This window comes from Georgenia halophila (genome assembly GCF_039541595.1).
Map to the genome: position 1 here is coordinate 298,254 of NZ_BAABGN010000012.1, position 15,002 is coordinate 313,255.

Annotated in this window: 7 protein-coding genes; all 7 read right to left on the reverse strand. The window is 72.8% G+C overall.

Going from position 1 to position 15,002, the window contains the following annotated elements:
* Positions 1-100: 100 nt before the first annotated feature.
* Positions 101-1,780: an HNH endonuclease gene (locus ABD907_RS15320; RefSeq protein WP_345217138.1), complete on the reverse strand. Its 1,680-nt coding sequence runs from the start codon at positions 1,778-1,780 to the stop codon at positions 101-103.
* A 108-nt stretch (positions 1,781-1,888) separates the two neighbouring features.
* Entirely contained in the window at positions 1,889-2,752 is an 864-nt protein-coding gene (locus tag ABD907_RS15325; RefSeq protein ID WP_345217139.1) for an aldo/keto reductase, read from the reverse strand.
* 503 nt (positions 2,753-3,255) lie between these two features.
* Positions 3,256-3,900 (reverse strand): DUF6226 family protein, encoded by a 645-nt coding sequence (locus ABD907_RS15330; protein WP_345217140.1) that lies wholly within the window; start codon positions 3,898-3,900, stop codon positions 3,256-3,258.
* A 117-nt stretch (positions 3,901-4,017) separates the two neighbouring features.
* Entirely contained in the window at positions 4,018-5,928 is a 1,911-nt protein-coding gene (locus ABD907_RS15335) for a metallophosphoesterase family protein (protein ID WP_345217141.1), read from the reverse strand.
* 199 nt (positions 5,929-6,127) lie between these two features.
* On the reverse strand, positions 6,128-8,104 hold the full coding sequence (gene recD, locus ABD907_RS15340) for an exodeoxyribonuclease V subunit alpha (RefSeq protein WP_486334112.1): 1,977 nt from the start codon (positions 8,102-8,104) through the stop codon (positions 6,128-6,130).
* A gap of 53 nt (positions 8,105-8,157) precedes the next feature.
* Entirely contained in the window at positions 8,158-11,556 is a 3,399-nt protein-coding gene (locus ABD907_RS15345) for a UvrD-helicase domain-containing protein (protein ID WP_345217143.1), read from the reverse strand.
* Entirely contained in the window at positions 11,553-14,987 is a 3,435-nt protein-coding gene (recC, locus tag ABD907_RS15350; protein WP_345217144.1) for an exodeoxyribonuclease V subunit gamma, read from the reverse strand. Before recC ends, ABD907_RS15345 begins: the two co-directional genes overlap by 4 nt.
* Between the last annotated feature and the right edge of the window lie 15 nt (positions 14,988-15,002).

Sequence of the window (15,002 nt, forward strand, 5' to 3'; positions counted from 1 at the left end):
GCAAGCACCTAGAGATCCGAATCGATCGAGACGTGAACGCAACGGCGACTCGGCGAATCGACCGCTGGCTCGCCTTGGCCGAGTCGTCGCGTTTGCCGGGTCAGGCGGCGTCGACGGCGCGTCTGTGGTGGTCGGGGCCGCCGCGTGCTGGTGTGCATTCGTCGCCAGTGCCGGCGCGGGGGTTCGATCGAGGGGCTCGTGGCGCGGTGGAGCGGTATCTGCGACCGGTCGGTGTGGTGGTGGTGACGCGATGTCGCCGGTCGTTGTCCTCGGCGGTGCGGTTTCGACTCATCGCCGTGGGGTCGGCGGATTCGACGGTCTGTGTCCATCCGGGGGCTTGCTTGGAGTGGTTACAGGCCTCGCAGGCGCCTTGACCGTTCTCGGCGTCGGTGTCGCCGTCGTCGGCGGAGGGGACGATGTGGTCGATGTGACGAATGGGGGCGTCGCAGTACGGGGTCCGGCAGGTGCCCTGATCACGCAGGGTGAGGAAGGTGCCCAGTCCGGCGGGGAAGAGCCGGCTCTTGGTGCTCATCGCGATCAAGTTCCCGCCCGGGTCGGTGTAGAGGCGCCGGATCCAGGCCTTGACTTGGTTGTCCACCGTGGCGGTGTTGAGAGTGTCAGCCAGAAGCTGGCGGGCGATCTCGGCGGGGACGACCTGGGCGGGCACGCCATTGCCGGTGATCGTGGCGGCCTCCTGACCTCCGCCGAGGAGCGCGAGGTCGGAGATGGTCACGTTGACCGTGACCGGCACCGCGGGCGGAGCAACATCGATGACCATCTCACCCGGTTCGCCGGGCTCTTGGGATCGTCCAGCCTCACCGTGCCCACTGGATTCGCTTGACCTGTGGGGCCGTTGCTGCTGGGCCACGTTCTCGGTGGTGACGAGGGTCATCTCGGCACCGGTCAACCGCGCGGTGAACAGGTCGGCCATGACCTGGCCCTTGCCGCGGACCTCGCCGTCGAAGTTGATGGTCTGTTCCGCGTCCCGGGTCAACGCCGCGTAGACACCCACGCCCTGAGCTACGGGCAGCAATGCCGTCAGGTAGCACATGGCATCCGGTGCCGGCCGGATACTGACATGGCGTTCGGACTCGGCACGCCGGGCACGCGCGACCACTGCCGCAGCGTCCTTCTCGGCCACGGCCTTCTTCACTTGCGCGACGAGTGCTCGGGTGCCCAGGCCCTCGAGGTTCTTCGGGTCCGCGCACAGGTCGTGATCGACCTGTGCGCGCTCGGCCTGGTCCAGGCATGCGCTCTCGCGTGCCACCAGGCTCGCCCGCCACTGGGAGATCGACCCATCGCGCAGCCGGGCCGCCGTACACGGCAGGTCCGAGCGCAAGGTCTTGGCCAGGGACAGCAACTGCCTTCCCCGATGCGGGGACTCCCGTCGGGCCAGCGCGATCTCACTGGCCACGCCCCGACCACGACGGGCGGCGGGCACACCCCGCTCCGCCTCCTCACCGCGGCGAGTCTTGTCGACCTCGACCGCAGCGTCGGCCTGGATCGCCGTCGCCGTGTTCTTCAACGCCTCCAGCTCGGCGATCAGATCGATCAACCCCGCACTAGCATCGCCGGTATCAGCGTTGATGGTGGGCAGGCTGGCCTCGGCCAGTCGGGTGCGCACGGTCCGCACCTGCTCCGCCGCCACCGGTGCCGTCGTCGTCATGCATCGAACACTAGTACGACGCACTGACACGCTGCCCCGGCAACGACGCCCCTGTGGATCCGCCGTCACCAAAGGCCGGACGTGGACAACAACAGCACGGCAGGCGGCGCGCAACCCACGCGGCCAAGGCCGATGGTCCGCACCGACCCCGCACGCAACCCTTCACCCTCGGACATGCGAATGGGCTCGGCCGCGATGGCTAAGAACCCGAAGCGGTAGCTTTCAATCCGCGTCTAGCCAGCACTCAGGCGCCGGGCACAGCTCCTCCACCCGGTCCCAGAACTCCTGCGGCAACTCGGTGGCCGAGGCGGCGAGCACGCCCTCGAGCCGCTCCGGCTTGCTGATGCCGACGATCGACGAGGACACGCGCGGGTCGCGGAGCGAGAACTGCAAGGCGGCAGTCGCGATGTCCGTGCCGTACTCGGCGCACAACCGGCGCAGACCGAGAATCGCCTCCTCCACGGGCTGCGACGGAGGCCGGTAGCCGTACTTCCCGACCGGGCCCTCCTGGCGTGCCAGTGCCCCGCTGCCGTACACCGCAGCGTTCAGCACACCCATGCCCCGCTCGGCAGCTCGCTCGACGAGCGCGTCGGCGCTGCGGTCCACCAGCGTCAGACGGTTGTGCACGAGGAGTACATCGAAGACGCCGAGGTCGAAGTACCGCGCGTTGATCCGCGTGTCCCCACCAGCCAGTCCGATCGAACCGATCTCTCCGGCGTCGCGCATGGCGACCAGGGTCTCCACGGCTCCGCCGGGCGCGGTCATCATGTCGAAGTCGTGGTTCTCGGGGTCGTGCAGGTGCACCAACGGCAGCCTGTCGAGACCGAGGCGTTCCTTGCTCTCCGCGACCGACTCGCGCACCCGCGCGCCGGAGTAGTTCGAGCCCTTGGCGTCGACCTTCGTGCCGATGACGAAGTCCTCGGGCAGTCCACCGTTCGCCGCGATCCCGGCGCCGATGCGCCGTTCTGACTCGCCGTCGCTGTAGCCGTTGGCCGTGTCGAGGAACCGGATCGGGCTATGCAGGACCTCTTGAACCAGCGCGACGCCCTGGTCTGCGGAGACGTCGTAGCCGAACAGTCCTGGCATCGAGCCGAGGGGACCCCCGCCCACGCAGACGGCGGAGACCTCCAGTCCCGTCCGGCCGAGCGGACGGAGCCAACCCTCACCGCCCGGGATCACGACTCCACTCCCACGAAGTGCTCGTGGCAGCGCACGCCTGGCGCAGCCGCGTCGACGTCGTCGGCAACACTCGGCTTCACGGTCACAGGGACACCCTCGCTTCCTTCCGAAGTCACAGTCGGTCGGTCCGTGCTCATTCGCCGGCCGCTCCCATCGTCGTACCGGCGTCGACCACCTCCATCCTGACGTAGCAGGGAGAACCGGGATCGGTGCGTCCGGTGGTCAGACTCTTGGCGCTCGTCTGTATGGCTGCCGGAGGGGCGGCGGACACCAGACCGACCAGGACTGGTCCGCCGGCTCCGGCGCGGACCTCACCGGGCCGTCCGAGGCGCTGGCCATGGCCGCGACCGGCCGGACGGCGGCACTTGCCGATCTGCGTGGCGCCGGCGTCGACCTGCTGGGTGCGCGACTCAGGGCTCAGTGAGCCGGTCCTTCAGCGGCCAGGGCTGCCAGCGACCCGCGGGGAGGGCGGCGAGGCGATGACGCGCGTCGCGCACCGCTGCGGATGACATGTCGCTGCGCGACTCCCCCGACCGGTGTCCGTCGACCGCTTCGAGCCGGAAGCCGACCCACGTCACGCGGCCGCGGACCCACTCGGTCAGGTGACCGGCCGCGACGCCGAGCACATACTCCTCGAGATCCTCGACCTGAGCCTCCAGCGGCTCGTCACACGCATCGCAGCCGCATGCGGGAGAAATGTCCTCGGCCAGCAGGCCGGCGCGGAGCACCACGCTCGGATGGTCGGTCCACAGCAGCGTCAACGGTGCTGCCGCGGCCGACGCCGGCGTCAGGACGCACGCCCGCCGCACCACCGCTCCCCGGTTCTCACCCGGGCCGTCGCCCTCGCGGACCTGGACGTCATACGTGTTGGCCAGGTGCTCGACCAGGGCGTCGGCGACGTCGTGCAGCGGCGCGAACCGCTCCGGGTGGGACACGCGGCTGTACGACTCCTCCGGCGGGTCGCCGCATCCCCACCGCTCTCCGTACACGAACGGCGTGCCGTCGGCCTCGTGGAAGACCTGGCTGGGCAGCGGTGGACGGACGTAGGCGGACACCATCGCGACGTTAGGGTCCACGACGCCGCAGCGCGAGCAGTTTCGCGACACCAACCGGTGCGCACGCGCCGACGGTCGTCGCGCGCCTTGAGCGGTCTCTCGGGGTACGAAGAGCCCCTACTGCTTCGACCCCGTTCCGTGCCCGCGGCCCGGGTGGCAGTCCGGCGCACCGGCGAGCGGCGTTCCGTCGTCGGCGAGCTGGACGTCGACGACGTCGTCGTAGACGCGCCGCTCAGTGCGGACGAGCTCGTAGTCCTCGTCCAGGACCGGGAAGACGTACACCGGGCTGAGCGTCATCTCGGCGCCGCACCGGGTGTTCTCGAGGTCCATCTGCAGGTGCCCGTAGTGCAGGCCGCCGTCGACCAACCGCGGGTTGCCGTTCTCGTCCAGCTCCCAGGTCTCGGGCTCGTCGCCGGACGCTGTCCATTCGGAGCGGCTGTTGAAGTCGACCGGCGCGTAGTCACCGTTCTCGTCCGGGGCCAGCTGCTCGCCGCGCAGCCCGTCGGCTGCGACGCCGACGTCGTAGACGTGGAACCCGGCGCCGTCGCCGTCCTCGTCCACCCACGACCGCTCGAACATCTCGTCGTGCCCGGAGATCACCGCCGCCACCCCGTACTGCTCGAACATCGGCGTGTAGACCCGCATCGCCACGCCCGACTGGTTGTCGGCGTACTCGTGGTTCGGTGGCGTGCCGTGCACGCCCGAGGAGTAGGGCGCGTGGTGGAACTGGACGACGACGATCTGGCCCTGCTCGCGCGCGTCCGCGAGCTGCTCCTGCGCCCAGTCCCACTGCTCGGTCCCGGGATTGAAGTTGGGCAGGTCCGTGTCCTCGGGCGTCGCGCCGAACACGTCGGCGAAGGCCAAGTCGTACTCCTCGGCGGTGAAGCTGCCCTGGGTGTCGGTGCTGCGCCGGGCCTCGGTGGGGTTGGTGTCGTCCCCGGAGAACATCTCGCCGGAGAGGATCCCCTCGTTCACGTTCTCGTCGGGGATGCCGTTGGTGGAGTCGAGCGTGATGACGGTCAGCGGCCCGTAGTCCACGCGGTGGTAGGAGTCCTTGTAATGCGGGTTCTCCGGGTCGCCGCCGGTGTCGAAGTAGTCGTGGTACCGGTTGCGGCCGATCACGGCGGGGCTGCGGTCCTCCGGCGTCCCGTAACCGCCGTTGATGCCGGCGTACGTCTCCCAGTTGCCGATGGCGGTGACGAGCGGGGTGTTCGTGGCGAGTGTGCCGTACTCGCCGGCGAAGTGGCGCCAGAACTCGTCCCAGGCGGGCTGGTAGCCGGAGCCCTGAACGAGGTCGCCGGCCAACAGCATGAGGTCGGGATCCGCCTCCTCGATCACGCCGAGGTTCTCGACGAGCGCACGCTGCTGGTCGATCGGGTACCGAAGCGTGAACTCGCCGTACCGAGTGGTCGAGCCATGCGTCTCCTCCCACAGCGACCCGGGGCCCGGCCGGGGCACGGAGTCCGCGGTGTACCCGGTCTCGGGGTGCAGCTCCCACTCGCGCTGCTCGATCGCTCCCGCGGGCTCGGTCTCGGTGTCCGAGAAGGCCACGACGCGAAGGTCCCGCCACCGTTCGGCCGTGGGGGCGGTGGTGAAGGTCCCGTCGAACGTCTCGTCCCCCTGCTCGACGGTGTACCGGTAGGTGTGGTCCGCCTTGAGCCCGTCGAGCGTGGCTGTGTGCCGGTAGCTGCTGTCCGACAGCAGCCACGAGCCCTGCTCGAGGCCCGGGATCTCCTGGGCGAGCTCGGCGTCGGTGTACTCCATGAGGTCGAGGTAGTTCGGCTCGGACGTCAGTTCTGCCCGTCCCCGCAGACCTGGGCCGGTCACCGTCACGGTTCCGGGCTCGTCACGCTCTGACACCCAGCTCAGCGTCATCGCGTCCGCACCGGGATTCTGCAGGTAGGGCAGCACACGGAAGCCGGCCGCTCCCTCGGCAGCGGCTTCCGGCGTTGCCGCGACCGCTGTCGTCGCGCCGAGCGGGAGAGTGATCAGGCCCGCCACGGCGACGATGCGGATCCACTTCTTCATAGCTGCTCCGGTCTCTGTCCCTGGCTCCACACAGGAACCGTGCTCGCCGCCGCTCCCGGTGGATGCGGGTGGCGTCGCGCTGCTCCCGAGCGTCGTTGCGAGGAATGGTGGACGTTGATGAGTCGACCCTATGGCCGGCCAGGTTCGCTGAACAGGGTGTTCCCCAGATGTTCGACGCCTCTTCGTCGCCGCGAGACGTCTACTCGCCCAGCGGCTCCCGCAGCCCCGATGCCCGCCGTACCGGCCGCTCGACGGCGATGCGCACCGCCTCGGCCGTGCCGACCACGCGGACCGCCTCGCGGGCGCGGGTCACCGCGGTGTAGAGGAGCTCGCGCGTGAGTAGCGGCGAGCTCGCGGGCGGCAGGACCAGCGAGACGGCCCGGAACTGGCTGCCCTGCCCCCGGTGGACCGTCATCGCGTGCACCGTCTCGACCGGCGGCAGCCGGTGGGGCCGCACGCGCAGCGGCCGGTCGGGGTCACCGAACACGGCCATCACGCGGCGGTCCGGCCGGCCGTCGGCCGGACTCTCGCCCGCTGCCGGGCCGCCGCGCTCGCCGGCGACGACGACGCCGGTGTCGCCGTTGTACAGGCCGGTCTCCCGGTCGTTGCTGGTCACGAGGAGGGGTCTGCCCGGGTCCCAGGGAGTGTCGTCGCCGGAGTGCCCGCCGGCGGCGTCCGTCACCCACTGCTCGACGACGGCGGCCCAGTGGGCCACGCCGGCCGGCCCACGCCGGTGGGCGAGCATGAGGCGGTGGTCCTCGAGCGCCTGCAGCGCCGCGGTGACGTCCCCGGCCCGCGCAGCGGCGACAAGTGCCGAACCGGCCCGGACGGCGTCGTCATGGACGGCCCGGACCTCCTCCTCGGTAGGCCGCTCCCCCGCGATCTCGACGAACTCGACGCCGCCACCGCCGTCGCGCAGGATGCTGAGGACCTGGTCGGCGTCGCCGGCGCGGATGGCTGCGGCCAGCGGCAGGATGCGGCTGTGCTCGTCCTGCCGGTGCACCTTGGTGAGGCGGACGACGCCGCCGCGGAGCCGGTCGCGCTCGGCCGGCTCGAGATCGGCCGGGACGAGCGCGGTCGGGACCGGCGCGGCCGACGCTTCCGCGGAAGCGGAGGGGGCGGGCGAGGTTGTGGAGACCGAGGGCGCGGGGCGGGCGACCAGGTCACCGAGCACGGCGCCCGCCTCGACGGACGCGAGCTGGTCCGGGTCGCCGACGAGCACCAGGCGTGTGTCGGGGCGCAGCGCCTCGAGCAGCCGTGCCATCAGCGGCAGGGAGACCATCGAGGTCTCGTCCACGACGACCACGTCGTGCGGGAGGTGGTGGCTGGCGTCGTGCCGGAACCGCGTCGAGGTGCCGGGCTTCCACCCGAGCAGGCGGTGGACGGTGCTGGCGGCCGGCTCGCCCACCAGTGCCCGATCCTCCGACGACAGCTGAGCGACGGCGTCGTGCACCGCCTCCTGCAGCCGGGCCGCCGCCTTGCCGGTCGGCGCGGCCAGCGCCACCCGCAGGCTGCCTGACGTGCCTTGACCCGCGACATCCTGGAGGACGGCGAGGAGGCGCGCGACCGTGGTCGTCTTGCCGGTGCCGGGACCACCGGTCAGCACGGTGAGGCGCCCGTGCACGGCGGTGGCGGCGGCGAGCCGCTGACGCTCGTCGCTCTCGGACGGGAAGAGGCGGTGCACCGCGGCGACCAGACGGTCGTCGTCGATGCCGGGGACCGGAGACGCCAGCCGGGTGTCGACGCCGCGGCGCACGAGGAGCTCGTCGCGCCAGTACCGGTCGAGGTACAACCGTCCGTCGACCCAGCGGACCGGCCGATCCACCGGGCCGTCGAGGCCCGCGGCCACCAGCGGGCTGGCCTGCACCGCCGAGGCCCAGGCGGCCGGTTCCGGCCAGGGCAGCGAGTCGACGTCGGGCGCGTCGTTATCGGCCGCCGGGTCCTCGGCCTCCGGGACGGCGAGCGCGTCGAGGTCGTCGAGCCGGACGCACACCGAGCCGGCCCGTACCGCGCGGACCGCGAGGGCGACGGCGAGCAGCACCGACTCGTCCGGCTCCCGGGCGAGGCGGCCCAGCCGGGTCGCCACGTGCACGTCCGCGGCGGCGAGCAGACCGGCGGCGTTGAACCGCGCGAGCAGCGGCGGCGCCTTGAGGGCCACGCGAGGGTCCTCGGGCACGAGGTCCGTGCCGTCAACGGGCGGGGTCCTCCCCTGGATGGTCGGCTGGGCGCTCACGGGCGCCTCCCCTCGAGCAGCGCGGACAGCTCGACCACGAGCGCCGACGGGGGCCGCCACGCCATCACGCCGTACGGTGTCCCGTCGATGGCCGGTGTCTCCGGGCCGCACATGCCGCGCACGAACAGGTACAGCCCGCCGCCGAGGTGCCGCTCCGGGTCGTAACCGCGCTGGCGCCAGCGCAGGTAGCGGTGCAGGGCCGCCAGGTAGAGCAGTAGCTGCAGCGGGTAGTGCGCCCGCATCATCGCCTCGGCCACGGCGTCGGGCCGGTAGTTCCAGGCGGTCAGCGGCTCCTCCATCGGGCCGAGCCAGTTCGACTTGTAGTCGACGACGAGATACCTCGCCGCGTCGCCGGCCGTCCCGCCGTCGGTCTGTGCGCCACGAACCCGGAGCACGGCGTCGATGCTCCCGGTGAGGTAGCCGCGCAGCCGGGCCTCGCCGAGGTCGTCGAGCTGCTCGGCGTACGACGCGAAGACGTCATCGGGCGGCAGGTGGCGGCGCAGCAACGCGGCCAGGTCCGCGAGCGTGGACGAGCGGGCCCCCGCCGAGAGGTCACCGCCGGCGAGCGGCAGCTCGAACTCGAGCTCGGCGAGCCGGTCCGCCGGTGCGAAGTCCGCCAGGGTGGCACCGTCCGCGAACGGGCCGAGCGGCGTCGCCATGACCGGCTCCAGCGAGGCGGCGAGCGCGGTCGCGTCGGCCCCCGGGACGGCGCCCGCCTCGCGGCACCGGGCGAGCAGCTCGGCACCCAGGTCCTCGGCCTCGGTGTCGACCTGCTCGAGCACCTCGTGGACGAGTGTGCCGAACGCGGCACCCGCCGGCAGGTCCGCCATGGGCGAGGGCAGCTCCCGGCCGGGCTCCGCAGCACCGTCCGCGCCGCCGGCGGTGGCGACGGCCACCTCGGCCTCGTCCTCGACGCCCGTGGCCTCCGGCTCGCTGACCACGCCCTCGGCGTGCGCCGCGGCCGTGAGGCCGCTGTAGGAGGTGCGGCGCCAGGTGTGGTCGAGGGTGCGTCTCAGGCGCGAGACGGCGAGGTCGGGCTGGTCGTGGCTGGGTGGCGTCCACCGCGCCGGCCGGGGTCGTGCGGTCACGGTCTCGTGCGTCACCGTCCCGCCGGAGCGCTCGCACAGCTGGGACAGCGCCTGCGCCACCTTGTCGTCGGCGGCGGCGCGCACGCGGTCGGGCGGGAGCTGCCCCGGTGCGACGTCGCCGAGCAGCAGCCGGCTGAGCGGCCCGCCGCCGGAGTTCGACGACGGTGCCCAGTGCACGATCACCTGGTTGGCCGCCCGGGTGAGGGCGACGTACAGCAGGCGCAGGTCCTCGCCGCGTTCCTCGGCGAGGTGGCGTTCGCGCGCCGCGTCGTAGCCGCCGTCTTCCTGACCGCCGACGTGCAACATCCGGCGGGAACGGACGCCTTCGGCTTCTCGGTCGTGGAAGTGCAGAATCGGCGGGGTCTTGGACTCGTACCGGTCCCAGCCGAAGGGCACGTACACCACCGGAAACTCCAGCCCCTTGCTCGCGTGCACGGTGACCACCTGGACGGCGGCGGCGTCGGTCTCGAGGCGGCGGCTGCGTTCCTCGGCGTAGTCCTCGCCGGCCTCGGCGATACGGCGGCGCAGCCAGTCGGTCAGCGCGGAGACACCGAGCCGGTCCTGCACGGCGGCGAGGTGCAACGACTGGCCGACGTGGCGCAGGTCGGTCAGCATCCGCTCGCCGGTCGTGGTGCGCATCAGCCGTTCGGCGACGCCGAACGCGGTGACCGCCTCGAGCAGCGCCGCGACGCCGCGTTCGGCAAGCACCCGTCCCCACGTGCGCACCCGGTCGGAGAGCTCATCCCGCTCGGCGTCGGAGGCACCGGCGAGCCGCTCGGCGGACCAGCCGTAGAACGGGGTCAGGGCGAGCGCCGCCGTCCGGCCGGCGTGGCCCGGCTGCTCGAGCGCCGTCAGCAGCGTCAGCCAGTGGTCGGCCGCCCGAGTCGCGAAGACCGAGAACAGGCCGGAGACGACGGCGGGCACGCCGGCGTCCGCGAGCGCCTCCCGGACCATGGTGGCGTCGGCGTTCCTCCTGGTCAGCACCGCGATGTCGCCCGGTTCGAGGGCACGCCAGCTCTCGCCGTCGCGCAGCCGCGTCCTGGTCAGCTGGTGGACGATGTCGGTCGCGACGTCCTGGGCGATCAGCTCCCTGACCGGTCCGACCTTGGGGTTCTTGGCACCGGTGAGCCGGAACGGCTCGCGGGTGACCTGCCGCAGCCGCACGGGTGGTCCGCCGTCGAGTCGCCGGCCGGCGTGCTGCGCCTCCACGGGCCGCACGACGATCGCCTCGTCTCCCAGCGCGGCACCGCGCAGGAGGGCCTCGAGGCCGGTGAGGACCGGGGCGTCGGACCGCCAGTTCCGGGCGAGCGTGGCCGCCGTCGTCGCGTCGCCACCGGCGTCGAGGTAGGTGACGACGTCGCCGCCGCGGAAGGCGTAGATGGCTTGCTTCGGGTCGCCGATGAGGACGAGGGTGCGGTGGCCGTGGAAGGCGGTGCGCAGGATCTCCCACTGGACGGGGTCGGTGTCCTGGAACTCGTCGATCAGGACGACGCGGTACTTCGACCGCACCCGTTCAGCCGCGGCTGGGCCGTGGACGGGGTCGGTGAGGGCGTCACGGAGCAGGACGAGCAGGTCGTCGAAGTCCATGAGGTGGCGCTCGCGCTTGCGGCGGAGCACCTCGGCGCGGGCGTCGCGGGCCATGGCGAACCGGTGCCCGGCCACCGAGTCGGGGTCCGCGTCCACGGGCTCGAGCAGAGCTTGGTGGTCGCTGACGGCCTCCTTGGCGACCTTGCGGGCGTCGGTGGGCGTGAGCGGAGCTGGTTGCGGTGCCTCCGAGTAGCGCTGGAGGTAGAGGTCGTCGACGATCTCACCGAGCAGGTCGGCGATGTCGGGGACGAACACGGCGGCGGGGTCGGTGTCGGCGGCGATCCCGAGCGCGGTCAGCATCTGCTGGCAGAAGCCGTGGGTGGTGGTGATGGTGGCGGCGTCGAACTGGGACAGCGCCCGGGTGAGCCGCTCTCGTCGTCGTCTGAGCTCGGTCACGTCGACGTTCGCGAGATGTCGGACCAGCGCGTCGTCGGCTTCCTGCGGGGTGGGCGAGCGCAACGCGCGTTCGGTCAGCACGAGGCGTTCGCGGACGCGGTCGCGCAGCTCGGAGGTGGCGGCCCGGCCGAAGGTGACGAGCATGAGCTCGGCAAGCTCCGCCACGCCCTCGGCGACGTAGCGGGTGGCGAGCGCGGCGATGGTGAAGGTCTTGCCGGTGCCGGCGCTGGCTTCGAGGACGGTGGTGCCCTCGGGCAGCTCGCCGCACACGTCGAAGACCGCGGAGGTGCTGGCGATCTCGGAGCGGTCCCCGGTCAGTGTCATGCCAGCTCCGTCTCCTCGTGGGCGAGCAGCGGCTCCCAGACCCGGCGGGCGAGCACGCCCAGTCGCGTGTGGTCGTCCGGCCACCAGGGCTGTTCGTCGGGGCCCGGGACGCCGAGGATGGCGCCGAGCACCGCCCTCTCGCCCCAGCACATGACGTGGTAGTCGTCCTCCTTCTCGAACCCGCCGTTCCACTCGTACTCGGCGCTCTGCACGGCCATGCTCTCGGAGTCGCCGCCGAACCGGCTCTTGGCGTACACGTGCGCGGCGCCGACCGGGATCGGCAGCGGCTCGCGGGCGGCGAGGTCGCGCAGGTGGACGAGCTCGGCGAGGTAACGCCGGGCCTCGGCCTGGCTGGGTGCGGTCAGGCGCGAGACGACGGCGCCGGGCCGCTTGTGCATCGGCCGCCCGACGGTGGCGGCGGTCCAGGGCCGGGCCGGGTGGGCGGCCGCGAGCGCGAGGAGCTGCACCCAGGCGCGGACCCGGTGCTTCGGGCCGAGCCGGGAGAAGACGGCCCGGACGACGGTGTGGTCGTGCACGCCCGGCACGGTCCCCGTCAGCTCCACCCCGGGACCGCCGTCCCGCGTGAGGTCACGTGCGCGTAGGTCGACGGCGACGTCCACCGTGCGTGCCGGGCCGACCGCGTAGCGGACCGCGGCGTTGCCGACCGGGATGACCTGGTCCCGCACACCGACGAGCGTGGCGTAGCCGAGCTGCTTGGGCGGGACCTGCCCGCGGCGCCACTCGGCGGTCAGGGCGCGGTCGGGCTCGACGCCGGCGAACCGTGCGGCGAGCAGCCGGTCGCCGATCTCCCAGGTGGTGAGGCCGTCGATGCTCAGCGGGAGCCGGTCCTCGACGTCGGCGATCTCCCCGGCGAGGGAGACCTGGAGACGCTTCCGCAGGAACCACCGCACCGGGTGCTCGAGCATGGTGACCAGGTCGTCGAGGTCCACCTGGGCGGGTCCCGAGTCGGGGGCCGGCTCGGCCGGCAGCGGCTCGGATAGGAACGCCGCCTGCCCTTTCCGCTCGCCGCGGCCCGCGAGCGCGGCCTTCCAGGCGACGGCGTCGAAGGAGAACGCCCCGGGGCGGCCGAGCGCGCCGGAGGTGAAGTTGCGCTCGTCGATGACCTGCAGGGGGTGGCGGACCTGGACCTGCTCACGCACCGGCCGACCGTCGGGGCTGGTGGCGACGACGTCGAGCGAGTCGAGCAGCTCCCCGACCGGGACGGCGGGGGGTCGCGCGGCGCCGGTGCGCTCGTCGGCGCCGCTGTAGAGCACCACGAGGTGCTCCTCGGCTGCGGTGACGGCGTCGAGGAAGAGCTGGCGGTCCTCGCTGCGACGGTCCCGCTCCCCCAGGCACGGGTCGCGCAGGAGGATGTCGTCGCCGTCGGTGGAGCTGGTGCGCGGGAAGACACCGTCGTCGACGCCGAGGAGGCAGACCACCCGGTGGGGCACGGCTCGCATCGGTTCCATCGAGCAGATGGTCAGCGCGCCGGTGCGGAAACCGGCCCGCGTGGGGCGGCCCTCCAGGCGGCCGGCGAGCAGCTCGCGCACGTCCGGCAGCCGCAGCGGCAGCTGCTCGTGCCCCGCCGACGACACCGCTGAGGTGCGGACGTCGGCCACGACCCGTCGCGCCTGGACCAGCTGCCACGACTCGGTCGGTGCGGCGTCGGCGAGGAGCGTGAGGGCGCGGTCCAGGGCGGTGAGCCAGTCGGCCAGGGGCTTGACGCCGTCGAGGGTGTCGAGCACATCGGTCAGGCGGTCGAGCAGCTCGGCGAGCCGGCCGGCGAGGTCGATGTCGGTGGAGTCGACGTCGTCCATCGGCAGGGCGGAACCGACGTAGCGGTGCTCCTCCTCGGCCATGGCGGCACCGAGCAGGATCCGGTCGAGGGCGACGTCCCAGGTGCCCTGCCGCAGTGCGGGCAGACCGAAGCGGGCCCGGCGCTCGAGGTCTTCGCCCCAGTGGACCCCGGCGGCCACGGACCATTCCCGGATGCGGTCAAGGTCGTCGTCGGTGAAGCGGAAACGGCGGCGGACCGGCTCGGAGGCGGCGAGGTCCAGGACGTCGGAGGCGGTGACGCGGCCGTCGGCGAGCCGCAGCAGGTCGGCGAGCAGGCCGAGGGCCGGATTCGTCATGCCCGGCGACCGGTCGGCGAGGCGGACCCGCAGCGTGTGCCCGGGGTGTACGTCGTCGACGTCGTCGGCGACCGCGCTGTCGGCCGCCAGTCCGAACGTCGCGGTGACCAGCGGTGCCACGGCCTCGACGTTCGGGCACATGACGATGACGTCGCGCGGCTCGAGCGTGGGGTCGTCGGCGAAGAGGCCGACGAGGATCTCGCGGAGGACCTCGACCTGACGGCTCAGGCCGTAGCAGGCGTGGACCTGGACGCTGGTGTCGTCGCGGACGAGGCGCTCCGGCGCGGCGTCGGGATCGTCGTCGCGCAGGCGTTGCTGAAGCGCGCCGAGCAGCGTGCCCGGCGGCGCGGGCGCGGGGTGGTGCTCGACGGCGATCTGCTTCACGCCCGGACCGACCTGCTCGCCGGTGAGCCGGCGCTGCAGCTCGGTGGCGTCCCGCGCCATCGAGGCCAGCAGGGGATGCTGGGCGACGGCGGGCTGGTCGCGGCGCCGCCGCGACGGGCCGCCGGACGCGGCGACCCGGTCCCACAGGTCCGGCGAGGGGTGCGGCAACCAGAGGTGGACGTCGCGGTGGGCCGCGAGCGCGGCGAGCACGCGCAGCTGGTCCTCGGGCAGCCGGGTCGGGCCGAAGACCGACAGGCGGGCCGGCAGGTCGACGACGTCTGGCCGCTCACGCAGCGTCTGCAGCGCGGTGGGGAGGTACTCGCCGGGACTCGTCACGCCGACGTGGTCGCGGACCCGGCGCCACAGCTCGGCCTGCCAGGCGAGATCCTCAGGCACGGGTGCGCCGGCGCCGTCCTCGTCGAGGCCGCGCGCCCAGCCGTCGGTGAGGTCGGGTCGCTGGTAGGCGTAGGAGCTGAACAGCCGGGCCAGGTGGCGCGCCAGCCCGAGGCGGCGGCCGTGGCGCACGGCGTCGTCCGGGTCGTCGGCGCCGAGGTAGCGGGCGACGGGGTCCGCCCACGACTCGTCGACGACGGTGTCGACGGCCTCGAGGATCGGCCAGGTGAGCCGGTCGGTCCGCCACGGGTCCTCCTCGACGCCCAGCTCGAACGCCGCGGTGAGGACGTCGCCGACGAGGCGTCGCGGGGAGCCGAAGGTGACGTTGGCGCAGATGCCCGGTTCGTCGTCGGGGCCGGTGCCGAGGTGGTGGGACAGGCGCTGGGCGAGCCACCGCTCGACGCCTCGGGTAGGCACGGCGACGACGTCGGGGGTGAACGGGTCCTCGGGCGGGTCGGCCAGCAGCTCGGCGAGCGGTGCGACGAGCGCGTCGGCGCGCTCGGAGCGGTGCAGGTGCAACACGTGCTCGCCTCCCTC